At 41.5% G+C, this 21,283-nt stretch carries 5 protein-coding genes; all 5 read right to left on the reverse strand.

Annotation, left to right across the window (positions count from 1 at the left end; all coding sequences use genetic code 11):
• Positions 1-4 precede the first annotated feature (4 nt).
• The gene (locus E4635_RS06860; protein WP_135525888.1) at positions 5-13,993 is read right to left on the reverse strand and encodes a T9SS type B sorting domain-containing protein; all 13,989 of its coding nucleotides are present in this window, start codon (positions 13,991-13,993) and stop codon (positions 5-7) included.
• 296 nt (positions 13,994-14,289) lie between these two features.
• Positions 14,290-17,493: a PorP/SprF family type IX secretion system membrane protein gene (locus tag E4635_RS06865; RefSeq protein ID WP_135525889.1), complete on the reverse strand. Its 3,204-nt coding sequence runs from the start codon at positions 17,491-17,493 to the stop codon at positions 14,290-14,292.
• Position 17,494: 1 nt separating this feature from the next.
• Positions 17,495-18,925 carry a T9SS type B sorting domain-containing protein gene (locus tag E4635_RS06870; protein ID WP_135525890.1) on the reverse strand — a complete coding sequence of 477 codons (1,431 nt, stop codon included), beginning with the start codon at positions 18,923-18,925 and terminating at the stop codon, positions 17,495-17,497.
• Positions 18,926-19,061: 136 nt separating this feature from the next.
• A complete protein-coding gene (locus E4635_RS06875) occupies positions 19,062-20,348 on the reverse strand; it encodes a hypothetical protein (RefSeq protein WP_135525891.1) in 1,287 nt (428 codons plus the stop codon).
• Between the two features lie 70 nt (positions 20,349-20,418).
• Complete coding sequence (locus tag E4635_RS06880) at positions 20,419-20,859, reverse strand: hypothetical protein (RefSeq protein ID WP_135525892.1); 441 nt, start codon at positions 20,857-20,859, stop codon at positions 20,419-20,421.
• Between the last annotated feature and the right edge of the window lie 424 nt (positions 20,860-21,283).

Raw genomic sequence — 21,283 nt, forward strand, 5'->3', positions numbered from 1 at the left:
TAAATTATCTATACAATGTGAAGTGACCCACATACTCTTTATCATTATTACCGTCCACTTTAACAACATACCAGTAATCTCCTGATGGCAATTCCTTACCTTCATATTTACCATCCCAGAAATAGCCTTCTTTCAACTCTGCTACTTTTCTTCCATATCTGTCATAGATTTGGGTTACTAGGTTTTTGTAGTTTGAAGTATTGGTTGGGCCCCAAACATCATTTCCGCCATTTCCGTTCGGTGTAAACACATTCGGGATGAAAATCGGAATGAATGTAAACGGCTGGGTTAGTGTCACACTACAACCTGTGCTGTCAGTAACAGTAACGGTATAGTTTCCTGTTTGCTCGTACACGAAGGTATTATCCGTTCCGTTGTTGTAACCGTTAAAGGTATACGTATATCCTCCTGAACCACCTGTCGCTGTAGCCACAATTTCATTAAGGCCTCCTTGAGTCAAGACTAATGTCAACGGATCAACATCAGAAGCAGTAATGGTAAACTGTTGGGTCTCTTTATTACAAGCTGTCGGATGGTACACATAAATAATATGGTTACCAGGAGTCAGCAAGGTTGGATATGCCGCTGAAGTAAACACATTACTTGCCTGAGCAACATTTACATCATCCACATCAAGCGAGAACAGGTAATCTGTTAACGGATTAAATGCATTTGATGGAGGGTTGCTCAAGTTGTATACTACAACATTTACAGCCGGTAGGTTATTCACACATGGGAAAGTCACTTCTGCATGAGGATCGTAAGAAACTCCGCTACCGATAACTTCCTGTTGCTCTGATTTACATCCGTTGGCATCTGTAACGATAGTGGTATAAACCCCACCGTTAAGGCCTGTGAATGTATAAGCGGTTACTCCAGCTGCCAATGGGATAACAGGACCTGCAACTGGTGTTGTTGCTCCAGGATACATCACGCTGTAAGTGATTGTATACGGAGCGGTTCCGCCACCGATGTTACTTACTGTAAGTGATCCGTTATCGTCTTCCGCACAATCCTCATCGATAGGAGCAGTAATTGCAGATGTCAAGATAGGAGGTTCAACAATTCCTAAGTTGTTAAATTGGATAAAGCATCCGTTTTGGTCCTGAACAATCACTGTATAATTACCTGCCGTCAAGTTCGGAACATTAAATCCGCCTGCCGCATAAGGATTCTGGATCGTGATGAACTGATCTAAATTCGGTGAAATGGCATATTGGATAGTTCCTGTTCCACCAGCGATAACCAAGTTCACACCACCATCGTTTCCACCGTTACATTTAACAGGTATCGTTGTCGGTACTACTGTAAATGGTGTTGGCTCAGTGATGCTTATCACAGCTGGTGTCGTGTAAACGCAATCCCCGCTGTTCACTCTTATCAGATAATTACCTGCCGCAAGGTTGATGAAATTACCTGGAGTTGGTTGTGCAGCTCCCGCCACAGGATTTCCTGATCCGTCAAGCAATGTAAAGATATAGTTGCCTAATCCTCCTTGAGCCGTAACAGAAATAGAACCTGTATTGCTACCTCCGCAAAGGATATCCGTTTCCGTAACCACTGTAATATTCAGAGGTGTTAAAGGATTGATTTGAACGTCATTAGAAACAGCGCTTAAACATCCGTTAGCATCTTTAATATAATAATGGAAAACACCTGTTGTTCCTGCCGGTAAATTAATCGCAACCGATGGATTGAATGTGGCCACACTGTACGTTACATTATCAGCACTATACGTGTAAGGTGCCGTTCCGCCAGTAGCCGTTAACGTTAATACAGTATCTCCGGTACATGTTGGAGTTGTAGTAACTGATAACGTAGCGCCCACGATTGCCGGCTGATTGATTACAACATTCGCTGAAGTAAAACTACAGTCGAAGCCATCTCTAATGGTCACACTGTATGTTCCTGCTCCCAATCCAGTGATAACCACACCTCCAACAGGAATAATGTTAGGTCCTGAAGCGCTTGGTGGATTTGTCGTATTGAGGATGTAAGTATAATTACTTCCCTGGCCACCCGTAGGATATGAGATGGAAATAGTTGCCGTATGATCACCGAAACATGCGATAGGAGTTGCTCCTGCCGCCACTACGGCGTTAATTGGTGTTGGGATAGCCAATACCACATTTCCTGTAGCCACACATCCTCTTATATCCCTAACATTCACAACATAATTACCTGGAGTCAAGTTATTGAATACATTATTTGCTGAATAAGCAACATTTACTGGCCCTACCAATTGGTACTGATAAGGGCCTCCCCAACCGTCACTACCAAGTGCTGTGATACTACCATCATTATTACCTGCAATACAAGTAATTGGAGTAGATGTAATTGCCAAAGCTAATGCCACAGCTGGTTCGTCAATTGTAAAGTTATTGCTAACCGTACAATTAGGGCTGTTGGTTAATGTAACTGTCGCTGTATATACTCCTGCTGCTAATCCGGAAATCAGTTGCGGCCCGGCCGTTGCGCTGGTACCGTTGATTATCTGTCCGGTAGTAGTATTTGTAAGAACGTAAGTAAACGGTCCTGCATCATTAGTTGGGGTCAGGTCGCTGTCTACAATGGTAAGATTTACACTTCCATCGTTACCTCCAACACAAGTCACATCAGTTTTTGGGCTAACATTTAAAATGAATGTATTCGGATCGAAAACATAATGGATCACTTCAACACTACAATTCGTTATTGGATTCGTCACCGTGATAGAATAATCCCCGATTGGCAATCCGTTGAATACCCCTGTGTTATTCGTTTGAGTGAACGCACCTGCTGGTATTGAATTGATAGTATATGTTAGCACTGCAGCACCTCCTGTTGTTGTAACACTCACTGTAATGTTTTCAGGAGTAGTACAAGTGATAGGGCTCGTTACATTGATAACCGGATTCGAAATTGAAACAAAAGGATTGATAACCGCAGTTGTTGATCCGACGCATCCGTTATTGTCGTATACATTGATGGTATAAGTACCGCCTGCCAAGTTAGTAGCCGTATAAACGTTACTAGCTCCGGATTGAACTGTCGTACCACCTAAAATGAATTCATAATTAGTATAAGTTCCGGAACCGCCTGTAACTCCTGAAACCGTAATGGTTGCGAAATTAGTAGCGTTAGTTCCAGCATTACAACCAAACTGGGCAACAGTAGCCGCCGGAACAGTAACAACTGCTGGCTGGTTAACTGTTACAAGATCAGTCGCAGAACATCCTCTTCCTGAATTAACCTGGATAGTATAAGATCCTGTAGGCAATCCTGAGAAGACATTCGATGATTGAGGTCCTGCATTTACAGGTCCGCTAATTTGGTAAGTATAGTTCGGATTATTATTTCCGGCCAATAGGCTTACAGTAATCGTTCCATCGCTTCCGCCAAAGCAAGTTACAGGCGTAGCAGCTGAACTAAACGTTACCGGGGTAGCCGCATCAAGTGTCACAGATACATCTTTGGTACACGTTGTTGTTACATCTGTCACTGTGATAGTATACATTCCTGAAGGAAGGTTGCTAAATACATTTCCTGCCAACGTTCCAAGATTAGGATTGATCGCATAAGAATAAGTACCTGAACCACCATTGGCTGTAACCGTAATTTGTCCGTCATTGTTAGCACAACTTGTCAAAGCTGTAATCGCCGGAGTAATTCCTATCGGCTGGTAGATTACGATACTTGCCGTAGCCGTACAACCATTGCCGTCTTTTATAGTTACCGTGTATGTTCCTGAAGCGCTCACAACAAACGTTGGGCTTGATTGGAACACACCTCCGATAGAATACGTTAATGGTGCAACTCCTGTACCGGTAGCTGTAAATGTAAAACTTGTTCCAGCTGATGTACACTGATCCGTTGCAAAAGTCGGAAGTGTTACCGTAGGTGTAGGATCGGTCGCGATTGTTACATCTATGAAAGTGAAACAACCATTCGCATCCTTAACATATACATCCCATTGTGTATTGGTAGCTGGGTTTAATACCGCTGAATTCGAAGCTGTATAATCCGCTAATACTGGCAATGCTCCATCCTGAACAAAAGCATACGTATACGCTGGTGTTCCTCCTGAACCCAATACGGTAACCTGAGCTCCTGTATTACAGTTTGCATTGACATTTGAAATTATAGCCAAAGCAACCGCGCTTGGAGAACTAACACTTACCACATTCGATACTTTAACACAGAAAGGCGGCATAGTTTCAGTCACTTCAATTGTATAGTCACCTGCAGGCAATCCTGAAATTATCATTGGGTTAACTGGTGTGTTTCCAATGCCTGAAAGAACAATAACATTTGCGCTATTAATCACATTGTAAGAATACGTTCCGTTATAACCTGTCACATCAATGCTGATCGCTCCGTTGCTCAAACCTGAACACGTAACTGCCGCTGAAGGCGATGCTACAACATCAATAGTATTAACAGGCGCTACAACATACCCTGCAGTTGCAATATAACATCCTGTAGTCACATCATTCACCTGGAAGAAATACGTTCCCGGAGTGGCTAAAGAAAATACATTAGATACTTGTGGTGCTCCTGAAGGCAATTGTTGGTATGTGAAGTTTCCGGAACCGCCCACAACGTCAATATGAACCTGTTCTGGGTTGTTACAAGTCATTGCAACATCCTGAACTACAGTTGCCGAAACAAATGCTGGCAATGGATTCACAACCACTACTTCCGTATCCTTACATCCGTTAGCATCCTGAACATAAACTGTGATATTCTGAATTGCTCCAGTATCAATCACGTTAAAAGTATTGGAAGCAAAATAATTCGTATTATCAATACTGTACGTGTAACCTGGTGTTCCGCCAGCACCATTTACAGTAATAACAGAAACATTCACTGAATTATCAGCCGCACACGTAAACGGAGTGGCGCTTCCTGAAGCGACTACCGCTGTTGGTGTTGTGATAATCACATTGGTATCAGTTGCTGTACAACCTCTGCCTGAAGTTACCACTATGGTATACGTTCCAGCAGGTAATCCTGTAAATATATTAGACGATTGAGGACCTGTTGCGTAAACCGCTGGTGCCGTGATCGCATAAGTATAAGGAGGATTGTCATTACCTGCATTTAAAGTAACGGTAATCGTACCATCAGAATCTCCAATACAAGTAACCGGTTCTGTAGCTGTTGTAAACGTAACCGCCGTAGGTGCCGCAAGACTGAATGGAATATTGGTATTACATCCCGTAGTCGTATCAGTTACCCTGATAATGTAATTTCCAGCCGGCTGGCCAGCAAAAACATTACTTGGCTGAGGCCCTGTAATCACTACAGAAGCACTAGTCAATAAAGTATAAGTATAATTTCCTGAACCTCCTGTAGCTGTTACAGTAATGGTTCCGTCATTGTTTAAACAAGTTGGTTGTGTTGTAAAGGCCGCAGATACGGTAACCGGCGTCAAAATAATAACATTTACTAAATTTCCACAACCGTTGAAATCTTTAACCTGAACATTGTGTGATCCAGATGACAATCCTGAAATGGTGAATGGGAACGTTTGTGCCACATAAGCACCACCGTCTACACTAACCGTATACGGAGCAATTCCTGGAGTCGTCATGGTTACATTGATGGCAAAACTTCCTTCAGCCACACAAGCATTGGCAACCACCGCTGCAATAACCGGAGTTGGATCAGATCCTAATACTACAGTAGTTGTTTTGATACAACCGTTGGCATCCAAAACATATACATCGTAACTTCCGGCTTCAGCATTAAAAGTGCTTGACGCATTCCATCCTGCGGATGCTGCAGTTGGTGCAGGGCTTCCGGATGTCAGGAATTGATAGGTATATGGAGCTGTTCCACCATTGGCTACAGCTGTAATCTGACCTGCATTTGTATTACAGTTGTCATTTTTAGTAACCGAAGCCGTTAATGTCAACATCGTAGCCGATTCAGAAATTGTGAAAGTAGTAGAGGTAATTCCACAACCTGAAGCAGAACCTCCTACTTCGGTAAACTGTATGTTGTATATTCCTATAGGAAGCGGTCCTGCTGTTACCGGGAACACAAACGGTGCCGTAACAGTACCTGAAATTCCTGTAGGTAAATTATTAGCCGCATTGATCACTGTATAGTTGATTGCCGTGGCCCCAGCAGCAAAACCACTTAAGCTGAAAGATACTGAACCATCTGCACTTCCGGTACAAGTTACATTATGTGGCACTAAAGAGCTAACAGATAATGTAGAATTTGTAGGGGTTGGCGCAGTCATTTGTTCGAAATAATAACAGTTTGTCGTTAAATCATGAACAACAAAAGTATATATAGCACCCGGAGTCAATCCTGTGAAAATATGAGTCATCGGTCCTGGATTTGCAGGAGAGAAAGAAGATGACCAAGGTAAATTCGGTAAATTAACGATTCCGAACTCATATGGTCCTCCTGGCACTAAAGGCACCACAGTAACTGTTACTGTAGCTCCAGCGGCACACGAAGGAACACTTGGATTGATAATAAAGGTCAAATCATTCGGAGGAGAAGATAAAACCAGGTTAGATTTTATCAAGGTACAGTTATTCGCATCTGTAACCTGTAAATTGTATAATCCAAAATCCAAACTGGTGAAGCAATAATCTGCTCCAGCTGGAGAATTGAAAGTCTGGTTAGGGTTTCCTCCTGTTAAATCTATCAGCGTGTAAGTAAACGGAGCTGTTCCGCCCGCCAAACCGTTAACGCAGATAGAACCTAATGATGTTCCCGCTCCTGTACAAGTAATAGGGTTTATAATAGCAGTGAAAGCAATTGGATCCGGTTGGCCAATTACGATTACTTCCGTATCGGTACATGATTTTGCATCTGTAATTGTTATCGTATAATTACCCGCAGCCAATCCGGTGGTTTGTGTCCCGTAATTTGTTCCTGTGGTATTATTGAATACATTGATAAGGTATGGAGCTGTTCCTACAGTTGTATTGATCACAATATTGATTGCCGCGGTAGCATCACCAGAGCATAATATCTGCTGGGTTTGCGTTACTGAAGCAATTTGCGGCAATGATAACGGATTGATCGTAATCGTTGCAGCCTGAACCAAACAACCTCTGGTATCCCTTACCTGGAATTGGTAGTTTCCTGCTGTTGCTGTCGAATACGTAAAAGTAGATCCTACAACCGTAACAGGAGCTCCAAAAGCACCACCGTTAAAGCTTACCTGGTATGTATAACCTGGGTAACCGCCTGCTATAGTTCCTGTAATTACTGCATTTGGCGAAGCAGTACAATCCAAGTCTTTAGTTAAAACAGTACTTAATGTTAATTGCGGGTTGATTGTCTGAACCGGTAAAGTAACCGTACATCCGAAAGCATCCCTAACAATGATCGTATAAGTCCCCGGTGTTAATGGTCCGAAAGAATTACTTGACTGGAAAGCGCCTCCATTGATATTAAAAACATATGGAGCTGTTCCACCTGAAGCCGTTACCACAAGAGTAGCGCCATTGGTTCCGTCATAACAGAAGTCAGACGCAGCAACATTGATCGAAGCTGTTGGAGCAGTAGGTGTAACTAAAGTAAATGGTGGGGACGTAACCGAACAACCTCCTGAATCGGTAGTGGTTATAGTATACGTTCCTACCGGTAAATTTGAAAAAGTATTACCGGATTGCGTTCCTGCTGTTGGGTTGATAACATAAGTATATCCGCCCCAGCCACCTGTCGCATTCACAACAGCCTGGCCGTTTGTAGTACATGTAATCGGGCTTGTAACCACCGGAGCTGCTAAAGCTGTCGCCGGTTGTGTAACTACTACTGTTGCTGTTGCAAAACAGTCATTGGCTTCATTATGGACATTAATAGTATAAGATCCTGCCGGTAAATTTGGCAATGTAACTACAAATGTTGTAGATCCGGTCGCCGGAGTTGTCCCGTTTGTAGCAGGGTTGTTTCCGTTTATAGTGTATGAATAATTTGTACCGTTAGGAATTCCTGAAACTGTAAACTGAACACTTCCAGTAGATCCACCTCTACATTTAACATTGCTCACCAACTGGCCTGCAACTGTAAATGGTGGAAGTGGTGGGAAATAATAACTCTCCTGGTACACGCAACCATTTCTGTCCCTTACGGCAAAAACATAGGTAACACCACCTGGTAGGTTATGGAACAATCCGCTGGAAGTCCATCCTGTAGCATATAGTGCTGGTGAAACAATACTAAATTCGATTGGAGGCAATCCTCCTCCTGTATTAGGCAATTGCGCATTCAATGTACCTGTTCCTGAAGGACAAGTAATGATATCGTGTATTAAAATCACTAAATCCGTAGGAGGATTCAATGCAGGAACCGTAACCGGGGCACACGTAAATGTACAACCGTTTGCATCTTTCACAACGATAGTATAGGTTCCGGCCGCAGTGATGGTAAATGTATTACCCGCCACAAACGCACCACCATTAATACTGTAAGTATATGGAGCTGTTCCGCCTGTAACCGTACCCACTGTAATAACACCGTTAGCTGTACAGGTAAATTGTGTCGTTAAGGTCGCAGTTGCGGAAATAGTTGCTGGAGAACCAATAGTCACTGTTCCGTTGAAAAGACAACTTTTGCTGTCTCTCACCTGGTAATTATAAGTTCCGGCCGCTAAATTGGAATATGTCGTTGTTGTGGTAAACGTACTTCCGTTAAAACTAATAGTATAAGGAGCCGTTCCTGAACTTGGCGTAATGATCACGCTACCGTTGCTCAATCCGTTACATGTTACAGCTGTTGCAACAGCTGTTGCTGTTGGGTTTACAATGGCATTAATAGTAACACTACTCGTTTGGGCAGTACAACCTCTGGTATCTGTAATCTGGAATACATAGGTTCCGGCAGTTGAAGCACTATAGGTAAATGAAGATCCAACCACTGGGTTAGAAGCTCCGAAACCGCTTCCTGTGTTCACCTGGTAAGTATATCCAGGATAACCGCCGGCAATCGATACTGTAATAACAGCATTAGGAGATGCCGTACAATCCAAATCCTTAGTAAGTACCGCTGAAGCTGTAAGCTGAGGATTGATTGTTTGTGTAAAAGGAGCCGCATTCGTACAACCATAAGCATCGGTAACCACAATGGTATAGGTTCCCGGAGTCAGGTTGGCAAATGTATTGCTGGACTGATTTGGCCCACCGTTTATAGAATATTGATAAGGAGCCACTCCTCCGGCAGCCGTAACTACCAGTGTCGCTCCGTTGGTTGTGTCATAACAGAAATCCGAAGATGCTGATAAAGTCAATGTAGGCCTTACCGGTGCAACAATCGTAAGGGTTGTTGAACTAGCCGTACATAATTTAGTATCCCTGATGGTTACAATATAACTTCCCGGAGGGATATTATTGAAGATCGGGCTGGCTTGGTAAGCTGCGATAATTGTTCCTCCAGAATTAGCCAATTGGTATTGGTACGCTGGTGTTCCGCCTGTTGCAGATGCCGTAATCGTAGCATTTGTCAAACACGTTACAGTCGTAGCAGTAGCTGAAGCTGTCAATGCCGTAGGTGTAATAATTGGCTGTGGCAAATTAAAACTACAAGCAGAATTCGTTGGAGTTGAATCGTATCGAACCAAAACAAAACCAGGATAACCCACCGGAACCGCAATAGTCACCGGAGAAGTAAAATATGTATTCCAAGTAGCTCCGTTGTCCATAGAGGCCTGGAAACCATTTGTAGCATTAAAGTTTTGAGCGGCAATAGTTACAGTAGCATCATTAGCTCCTGCACAACTTACATCTTTATGTCCTGTCACCTGAGCTGTAAAGGCCTGGTTACATGGAATATTGATAGGGAAGTTTCGCACCGATAAACAAGAAACCGGTAATTGGAAAACATTGATATCATCGATTACCACATCATTTCCGCTCGTAACCGCTATATTGGAACGGATTACAAAGCTTAAATTAGTATTTGGCCCAGGGTTTAATGTCAATTGATAGTTGATCCATGCATTAGATTTAGGGATATTGCCTGTGTTGCTCGTTGCAATAATCGTTTGTGAAGGCAATCCAAGGTCTTTCACCAATTGAATTGTCAAATCAGGTGGGCTTTGCGTATTGGAAGGATCGATTTTCAATAAGTTCGCCGCCCATAAGGATACTTTAATATCCTGGTTTGGGATAATATCAACAATCGGTTTGCTGTATAATATTCCACCTACACCTGCAACACCTCCAATGTTAATCGCCAGGAATCTCGCGTTAGGATTCGCTCCGTTTGTAGTGTGGTCCAAAAATGGATACCAAGCACCAAACGGGAATAAGATTTTCTTGGTTACACTATAATCACCATCATTGATTTGTGCACTACCATTACAATACATGGCTGCATTGTTTACTTGTCTTTCGAAGCAATAGCCAGGGTTAATACCTGGTGATGTCGTGTCGTTTCCAGTTCCGAAATCTTCAAATAGCAAATTACTGAAAGTAGGAGGGGAAACCAAAGTATAGTTTACCGTAACTACTGAATTTCCACAAGGTACATTCGTAAATACATTTGAAGCCGGATCATGAGGAGGAACCAACGGCGGGTTGATAGAATACGTATACGTATAACTGCTTGCCCCATTGTTTACGGTAACCGTACTGGTTGCCGTCCCGTTACAATTAAAGGTCGGTGCACTCAAGCTGATTGTCGGGTCTGGTGGGATTGGGTCCAAAGTAACCGTCATAGCGAACACGCATAAATTAGCGTCTCTTACATAGATCGTATAGGTTCCCGGTGGTAAATTGGCCTGGTTTGAATTCTGCCAACCTGATCCGAAATTATACTGATAAGGGTTCGGTGCCGGATAAGGGGTACCACCCTGAACATTCGTGATTCTTACAATACCATTTCCTCCGTTAGACGCACAGGCAACTGCTGCAACACCTCCGGAAGCAGTCAATGCAGTGGCTGGTTCGGTAATTGTTATGGTTTGTGGCGGTGTAGTACAAGGCACTCCGGCCATAGTATATTGAATAACTGCCGAATAAGTTCCTGCAGCTAAATTCGTAAAGTTAGGATTCGTTGTGAATGGTGCCGCACCGGTAATACTATATCCTAATGTATACCCGTTTGGATTGGTAACATTGAAATTGATAGCTCCCGTTGTACTTCCGTAACATAAAATATTGGTTGGGGTTACGGTAAATACAGGTGGCGGGTTGTTTGCCACAACGATAGAAGTAGTAGCGCTACAGTTGTTAGCATCTACAACTTGTATATTGTAAGTACCTGCAGTCGTAACAGTATAAACTGGTGAAGACTGGAATACGGTCGTACTGTTTATAAAGTAAGAATAAGGTGGTGTTCCACCTACAGGATATATCGTAATCTCTCCATCCACACAAGTTAATGGTTTTGTCAATGCAGCCGTAACGGTTAGCAAAGGAGGATTATTTATGGTAAAGTTTGCTGTTGCGGTACAACCGTCTTGTGTTGAAACCGTATAGCTGTAATTTCCAGGATTAAGGTTCGGGAAAGTATAGTTATTGGCAGCAATAGGACCAACACTGTTTATTAAAGTTGCTCCTTGATGGATACTGAAAGTATATTGAGGCTCTACATCATTGGCAACAAGGCTTATACTTCCTTTCTCTCCAAAACATAACGGTTGCGTTACGGTAGCGGTAACAGTAAAGTTCCTTGTCCTGATGATCGCCTGAACATCGAATACACATCCGCCGGTAACCCCGATTTGTCTGATATATACTGTATAGGCTCCTGCTGTATTTATAGTAAATATGTTAGATGCCTGCCAAGGTCCGGTTGGGCTTAAACTGTATTCATATCCGGCAGGGACATTATTTACCGTAATCTGTCCGGCTGTTGTACAAATGATATCTTTTGTGACAACAGTAGGGCTTAAAAGATTTTGGAAAACATTGAAATAGAAAATACGCTGGCAACCTCCTTGGAAGTTGATTACAATCCTGTATTGTCCCGCTGATGTAACATCGTAATTCGGTCCTGTTCCTACCTGGTTCCAAGTACATGCAGGATTTTCATTGGCACAATTTGGGTTCGCAACAGCAGCGCAACTTGCCGTATCCAATTTCTCCCAGGAAATCGAAATCGCAGCCGCAATGTTTGTCTGGATTAACTGATGTGCATTCGCACCCGTTGTTCCACATAAGAATATGTTTGGCAATTCCTTACCGTCATTAGGACAGATTACCGTGTTATCCGAATAAGGCAATACTGGATTGGTAACCCCAGGACCATAATCGATTACGTTGATGGTTTCAACAATAGACTTACATGGTGAAGTGTTGATATTATCATGAACCGTATACGTTCCAGGCACGGTAATAACAACAGATTGGTTGTTCGTTCCCGCAACCGGTGTTATTGTACCAGGTCCTGACCATACGTAACTTTGGTATCCAGGTGCAGCCGTTAAGGTTAAACTGGAACCACATAATACTTCATTTCTGGTAAAATCACAATTATCAAGTCCTACCAGGAAGTTTGTAGATCCCGGTACTCCAAAACCACAGGCACCGAACGAAGCGATACTTCCTTCATCCGAAAAGATAGCTGTATTGTATGTTCCGGAATAAGTGGCAAAGGCCTGGTTCTGGATCAAATTCGAACAAGCGTCATCCATTTCCATACAGGTGGACACCACATTCACTTTGATTTTTATGACAAAACGCGGATCGCCTACTTCCACTAAACCGTTAGGAATGGTAAATACCAAGGTTCTTGTTCCGGCGTTGTATGTAAAAGTTACTCCCGGAGGCAAAGCGCCCGGCAAGGCCAGGTCTGCAGGATTGAAAATGATATTAACCGGCAAAACATCACGAATGGTAAATGATGTCGCATTATCGTTTCCGATGTTCTGGAATCCGATTTCATAATTAAGTTGTTGGCCTAAGTTGACATTCGTACCTCCGATTGGCGTACCCAAGACGTCTTTAACATCTTTTGTCAATTGAATTTCAGGCGCAATAATATCTACCGCAAAGGCATTGAAAAAATAGAAATATACGTCTTGGGTACTTCCCAGACGTATCGTGGCCGATGTGACGTTATTCCCTATGACGGCATTCCCGGGGTTATTGACACTGAGAATCCCCGCATCGTATCCTAAGGTGTTGCTACTGCTAGGTGTCCTATTGGTAAAATACCCGGCTGTTGTGGTTATACTACTGTTGAAGAAGTTATTGGTTGCTCTTTCTGTAGTGGATATCGTGGTTCCGTTAATTCTTAAGTAATCACCGGAAATAGGCTGGTCACCTTCCAATGCAGTCATGGCGAACTTGGCACGAACCGGTCCTACAGGAATGGTTCTAAATCCTGAGATCGGGATGTCTAATGTTGTTGCTCCACCAATACCACTGAAACCATCAAAGGTAACGATCGATTTACTGGTTAGCGTCGGGTCTTCGTATACGATAATCAATGACCAACCGGCACTTAAACCGGTTCCGCCGTTTCCTCCTTCACTTGACAGGACATTTGCTACTGTATAAGTCCCGACAGGATTTGCCAAAGGCGTGATCAAACTGGTAACGTCTGCATAACAGGCATAGGGTTTATTGCTGTCACTTCCGATAGGAGTCGTGTCTGCATCGTAAACAATCTGTCCAGTTATATCGATATAGTTGCCGGTAGGCAGCTTGAATTTGACTTTATTGATATCTGTCCGGCTGCCTGATTGAAGGATGGCTCCCCAATACAAACCGGCATAAACGATTTTATAACAATTGTCCCCACCTGGCCTTGGGCTAACCAAATTGGCGCTACTGGAGCTGAAAGTACTCGGATCGCTGTCAATATCGATATACTCCATACTAAAATCCGAGTTGTAACCACCTCCATTGTAAGAGTCTTCCGGATCAGAATTATTAGTATCCCTATTTAAAATGTTATTTCCAATGAGCAACATATCACCTCTGACATCCTGGTCGTATCGAGGCGTAAACGGCTTAAGATTTTGGGAGTAAGAGATAATGCTTGACAAAAACATTATAGCAACTAAACTCTTCTTGATGAACGTAATTTTTCTCATAGTAGTAGCATATTTAAACAATCTCCATTTCTGAAAATGCTTGTGAAATTGAATTTAGTAGTAATTGATTGGGGCAATTTTTCCATTTTTTCAATAATAAATTATTTGTCAAATAACCGGTTGGGTTTCCCGCCCTGTTATTCTCGTTTATTCTGTAAGCCGTAACCCTTTTTTAAACCTTTTTCTCCATGATTTTGATTTTTAAATGGGGACTAAAGTTATTTATATTTTTATTTGAATTAACATTTTTTTAGGGTTTTTTTTCTCTCTAAAAAAATGTTAATCCTTTTTTAACACTATTCTACTTTTACGATAACCATTTTTCCGTTATAAGGCTTGTTGCCTTTAAGCTCGTTAGCCCTTGTTGCATCTTGGATATCACTGAATTTTTGATAATAAATATAATAGGTACTTGTACTCACATTATAGAAGAAATCAATATTCGTTTGTCCGGATTCGATTGCTTTTTTGATGAACGCATCACGTTTAGCTTCATCCTTATGGGCAGCGACAACCAAATAGAATCCTTTGTCGATATTCTCGATGTTTTTCACAATCTGCATGTTTGACAAATCTTCTTCTCCATAATCGAAATCTTCCGGTTTGTACACTTTACTGTTCGGAGTAGTTGTCAATTTAAGTTGTTTCAACGTTTCTCTGTCTTTCAGGTATTTCGTTTGATTGTTGTCAAATTTAGCCTGCTTGATTCGACGTTTTTTCTCGATATCTGTCTCGGTTTTAATTCTCTCCAATTTGGCCAATAAATCTGCATTTCGTTTATCTGTAGTAATCTTTTCAGCTTTCAACTGGTTGATTGTTTTCAGGTAATTCTGATTGACAGCATCGTTTTTATTCGGCACTTTCGTGATTCTTTCCTTATACAGTTTTTCGTATTCGTTAATGAAATTGTCCGTGTTTTTGTTGTTTTCAGCAATTTCCGCTTTCAAGGCTTCCAGGGCTCTGTTGGCAGCTGTTGTACTTTGGTACTCTTTCACTTCCGAAACGATTCCCTGCTCAGACAAGTCGTTCACTCTTCTCAATTCCAAAAGCTCGTTTTCTTTCGCTTTGGCGATAGAGTCAAGTCTGGCTAACGATTCGCTTTGATTTTTCTTCGAATCATCAATTACTTGGCTTAAGTAATCCAATTGCTTGTCTTCGGCTGTTTTATTGGCATCCAGTTTCTTTTTGGCTTCTTCTTCAAGACGTAACCTCTCTGCTTCCGCATCGGCTTTGGCTTTGGCTTCCGCATCAGCTTTAGCTTTCGCATCTGCAGCCTCTTTCTCTAGTCGTGCTTTTTCTGCATCGGCTTTGGCTTTCGCATCAGCATCCGCTTTAGCTTTCGCATCAGCAGCTTCTTTTGCTAAACGTATTTTTTCAGCTTCCGCATCCGCTTTGGCTTTCGCATCAGCATCCGCTTTAGCTTTGGCTTCCGCATCGGCTTTCGCTTTAGCATCTGCTGCTTCTTTTGCCAGACGTGCTTTCTCGGCGTCGGCTTGCGCTTTGGCTTCCGCATCGGCTTTCGCTTTAGCATCCGCAGCTTCTTTTGCTAAACGGGCTTTCTCTGCATCTGCATCCGCTTTGGCTTTGGCCGCTGCATCTGCTTGTGCCTTGGCTTCCGCATCGGCTTTCGCTTTAGCATCTGCTGCTTCTTTTGCCAGACGGGCTTTTTCAGCGTCGGCTTGTGCTTTAGCTTCTGCATCGGCTTTGGCTTTCGCGTCTGCCGCTTCTTTTGCTAAACGGGCTTTCTCTGCATCTTCTTTCGCTTTAGCATCCGCTGCTTCTTTTGCCAGACGGGCTTTCTCTGCATCAGATTGTGCCTTGGCTTCCGCATCGGCTTTCGCTTTCGCGTCTGCTGCTTCTTTAGCCAGACGTGCTTTCTCTGCATCTGCATCCGCTTTGGCTTTGGCCGCTGCATCTGCTTGTGCTTTAGCGTCCGCGGCTTCTTTTGCTAAACGGGCTTTTTCGGCATCGGCTTTAGCTTTGGCATCCGCATCCGCTTTGGCTTTAGCATCTGCCGCTTCTTTAGCCAGACGGGCTTTTTCAGCATCTGCATCCGCTTTGGCTTTCGCTGCTGCGTCTAATTTTGCTTTGGCATCGGCTGCCGCTTTGGCTTTCGCATCTGCCGCTTCTTTCAATAAACGGGCTTTTTCAGCGTCTGCATCTGCTTTGGCTCTGGCTGCTGCGTCTAATTTTGCTTTGGCATCAGCTGCTTCTTTTTCGCGGCGCAAACGTTCGGCTTCAGCAATAGCTTTGGCTTTGTCTTGTTCGGCTTTTATCCTTGCGGCTTCTTCTGCTTTGGCTTTAGCTTCCGCAGCTTCTTTACCTTGTAATGCCAGTAATTTTTCTGCTTCGGCTCTCTCTCTGGCTTCCGCTTCGGCTTTCGCACGTGCATCTGCCAATTCTTTTTCTTTACGAAGGCGTTCTGCCTCTAATCTTGCTTTTTCCTGTTCTGCTTTAAGCGCTAATTGCTCATCACGCTCTTTTTTAAGTTCTGCAGGTGATTTTTTCTTCACGGCCACTTTTTTGTCAGCAGCTCCCGGGTTTGTTTTTTTGCTTGCTTTTACAATTGGTTTGTAATCTTCATAATCACCATATCCTCTTATTTTATAGGCAAGGGTGATTTCATGCGACATTCCGAAATTGGAAAAATTCCCCATTCCTTTTTCAATGCTGTATCCTATGGATATTTTTTTGGCAAGGATAAGTCCTAATCCTCCGGAAACTCCATAAAGGCTGTTATAACCGGCCTGAACCCAACCTCCTCTTGGAGCATTGAACAACAAAGCACCAGAGAAAATGGTTTTGTCTTTGTTTAGTTCGCCTCTAATCATGGTAGAGAATTTGGCATTCTCGAAGAATCCTGAATTATACATATAACCCGTGTACATGATATGTGCCGCAACGCCTTTTGCAGGGTCATCGCTTATAAGTCCGGAATCGCTGAAATTGTAGGTGAAAAGATTGTTGGCGGAAAGACCGAAATCCATAACTGCCGTACTATAATTAATTCCCGGATTGATGGTAACCAAAGAATTTTTAGGAATATTTTGAAGGGAAGGGTCTGAAAGGTCGTTTGTTATGATATCGCCTGAATTTAATCCGCTGCTCAGGTAGGCCAGGTTTACTCCGAAAGTGAAGTTATTATCGTTTGAAATGGCAACATTCCTAGCAAAATTGGCTACTGCACCAAAAGAGGATAAAATTCCGTAATTCCGTTTAAAAGCACCAAAAGCGATACCGTTATCTTCCCGGAATTTACCTGAATAACTGATAAAATAAGCCTTAGGGGCGTTTTCAAATTCGGACCATTGGGTTTTATTGTGCAGCGTGATGAACGATTCGTCTTCTCTGACAAAACTGAACGTAGGATTTAGTAAGAATTTATTAAACTTTAAAGAATTTTTTGCAGGTACATCAAATGAAACTACGCCGTCTGTTTGTGCATAGTTCCTATCAATAAAACAACATAATAATAAAATACTTAGTAATCCTTTTTTCATACTACTTTACAATTGTTATAGATCCTTTTTTAACTTCACCACCTTCTTTTGTTATGATATAATAGTATACCGGATTAACAGACTTGAACTCTAACGCACTTTCAGGCCAATTATTTTGATAATTTTTTGTTTTTAATGCAATTTCTCCTAAAGAATTGATTAGCAATACTTCAGTGTTCGCAGAAATATATTCCTGCGGGATAATCCAAAGATCATTGATACCATCATCGTTCGGGCTGATCACATTTGGGATATTCACCGCATTGACACCTTCCTTGAATTTGAAGAAAAGTTCTTTAGTGAGCACGCAACCCGTTGTTTGTGTTACAGCCACTTTATAAGTTCCCGCAGTGGATGTGCTGAAAGAACTGTTCGTTTCTCCAGTAATAGCAGTAGCTCCTGAATACCACTGGTACGAAGGATTCGAAGCATTTGTGGTGACTGTGACAGTTTTGGTTTCCCCCACTTGCATCATATTTTCCTGTGGCAGCTCAAGAACATCAATAGACGCATTGAAACTCGTAGCAGTCAATGTAATGGTATTGGAGGTGGAAGAACAGCTTCCTTGTCCAACCATCACATAATAAATCCCTGCCAGGCCGGTTGTATAAGTATTTGAAGTCGCTCCCGGGACAATGGCGTTGTCTTTGAACCATTGGTAAGAATAGCCTGGAGCCGTACTTAATGTTGTTGGTGTCGATGGGCAGATAGTCGTGCCTCCGCTAGATGTAATGGTAAAACTCGATCCTGCAGTTACAATATTTACGGTAACGTCCTGTGACTTGGTAATAGAACTTGCTGTAGTACAGGAACCGTAATCAATTTCTACATGGTAAATCCCTGAAGTTGTTATGTTTATGGAAGTCCCAATCTCTCCGGGAATCGCCGTTGTGCCTTTGTACCATTTGTATTTCAGGCTGGGAAAGGAGATAGGTGAGGGATCGGAAGGAGTAGGGCTGTCGATGGAAAGTGTATAACTTCCGCCGGAACAGATACTCGCTGTTGAAATTTTATTATTTATGTAAAATGACTGGTTAAATGCTTGGAAATAAGCGGCAAATGCAGCCGAACTCGAACCTGTAATAGCAGGAGATGTCCCTCTTACCCTTAATTTATACCCTGCTCCAGCCGTTGTAGTTGGGACTTTAAAAACGAAGTTCCCAGGACTGGTTGCCAATTGTGACGAAAGAATAGTAATAGGTGTTAGGCTTAAAAAAGATCCGTTGGCATCTGACATTTCCAAAACGAAGGTATTCGCCCCGCTAAAAGTAAAGTTTACGGTATAGGAATTAAAGCTTGGACTGGCACAAATCTGAGTAAAAGCGTACGTTGGCGTACCAATTTGTGAAAATGTTTTTGTCTGGCAAAAAAAGACTACTAAAGCTAATGAAAGAATGTATTTATTAAGAACCGTTTTAATTTTAATCTCCATAACCACTCAATTTATATTTATTACTCAAAACAGAAAATCCAATCACATTTACATCAAACCACCCAATATGAAACATAACCCAATAAATCCATTAAAAGCTTAGCTCTTAATGGATCTAAAAAGGTTCTTTGTTCTATTATTTTGAAGCGGTGATTTTACCTATTTTTACTCTGAAATCTGGAGTTCCAGTTGCTTTATTGCTATCAATAAACATTTCAGCGTTAGGTGTGTTTTCATATAAATTGTAGAAAGCGCTGTTTCCATAATAATCCTCAAGATCTTCATTGTTTGTTGTGTTTTCAACAAAAATGTTTCCTTTGCAATTATTGAAATACATCTCTTCAAATTTGATTTTCTTCAATCCTCCGGCTTCAGGTTTAATGTCGTCATCAAGGATAACCGCAGGGCTAAATCCTGAAATTACACTCTTTTTTAAACTGAAGGAAGTATTGTCGGCAACAAATATACATTCTTTAACCAGTCCGCTTGCTAAATCAGCAGCCAGGTCCGTTGTGCTGTTAACCAAAGTACAGTTAGTAGCTACAACGTTCGTTAGGTTTTTAGAGAAGTCCGCCTCTTCTTTTTTGTCATAGGAAGAAACATTCATACATCTTGCTCTTGTAGAAGAAGAATAGTAAGAGTGTCTCACCGTTAATGAATTGTCGATTTTGCATTGCGCTCCCTGGGTGATTCTGATGTCATCCCCTTTAGAACGAAGTGTTACCATGTTTTTCAATGATAAATCTCCACCTAAAATTTCAAAAGCATTCCCTGCGGCAAAACTACACATTACGTTTTCGATTACCGTTTTGTTTCCAACTCCTGCTAAGGAAATGGCATTGTAATCTTTATACCCTTTGATTTTTTTACCTGCAAATTCTACTCTTAAGAAACGGATTACCCCTGAAGTACTTTGCGGATTGGTCCCACCGTAGATTGTTTGGGTTGGGTCCAGTTCGAAATTAATGGACGAAGTCCCTCCGAATTTATTGATCGGAGCATCTCCTAAAATAACGATTCCACCCCAATCACCTTCTTTTTTAGACGGTCTGTTTGATGTAAAAACGATAGGATCGGTTTCCGTTCCGTTTGCCACTAGCTGAGAACCTTTGGCAATAACCAAAGCACCGCTGGTTTCATAGTCTCCTTTGATAACCGTTCCGGCTTCAATGGTAAGTACCGCATTATTAGTAACATATACTGGCCCTTGCAAAAGGTAGGTGTTCTTTTTGTAAAGGGTCGTGTTTGTTGTTATTTTACCATACAAAATCTGATTTGTCTCATTGTATTCAGTTTTGGCAGGTTTAAACTCCGTCCAGTTGTTTAACCAGTTACTAGCACCAATAATTCCTTTTTCCTGTTGCGCGCTTGCCGAGCAAACCACAAATAGAGCCAGCCATTTAATTTTTAGTAAGTTTCTCATGGGGGTAGATTTAGAACGTTAATAACTAAAATTATTTCAAAATAACAATATTTAGATTAATACTTTTTGCTTATTCGTTAAGCTGATTTAATTCTTTTAACATGGATTCGTAATACAATATCGATGAAATCAGGTTTCCTTTATCGGAATATGGCATCATCGTTCTTTGGAATTCAACAGTAGCGTTAAGAAAATTAGTAGTATTTTCTCTTTGTGAATCCAACGCTTTATTGTTTTCAGAGTTGTCAGGAATACCAACATCCTGCATGGTAACTCCAGGCTTTGTAGTCAAAGCGATGTAAGGTAAAGTGTTGATAAGCACTTTTATTCTTTCAATATATAATTCCAGTAATGCACCTTTTTGCATAGTCTCAAGCTCACTTTTCTCATGATATTTCCTCATAGATGCGCCTGTGCTTATGATGCTTTTAGGTTTGTTCTTACTTTGTGCCTCTGCATTTCCTCCTACAGCAAAAATCAGAAATAGACTTAAAAAGATAATTTTCTTCATGGTAATTTGTTTAATTTTCAATTAATAAAATTCTAATAGTTCAAAAATATACCTTTAAATTGAATTTACAAGTTTTTAATAACTTTTTTGTAATTATTTTTAAAATCGCTTGTAAATAAAACTTAAATGTTGTAACAACAAAAAAATAAATGCATTTGTATTTTTTAAACTAACAAGCTAAAAGCGTGCCAAAAAATTTTACTTTGTTAAAAATATGCAAAAAAACTTATAATCGTGCATTTTGTCGATTCTTTTTTCTCTTAATCGGGCGCAAATGTATCATTAATATTTTATAACTTCCTAATTATTAGCTCTTTTTATTGAATTTCTAACGGTTTTTTATTTAATCTGCAGAGTTTTTATGTTTTTTAGGAATTTTAATACAGATTTTTATCAACATCGTAAAAAAAAAGGCTTTTTTGTT

The sequence above is a fragment of the Flavobacterium humi genome (genome assembly GCF_004745595.1).
GTDB classification, from domain to species: Bacteria; Bacteroidota; Bacteroidia; order Flavobacteriales; family Flavobacteriaceae; genus Flavobacterium; species Flavobacterium humi.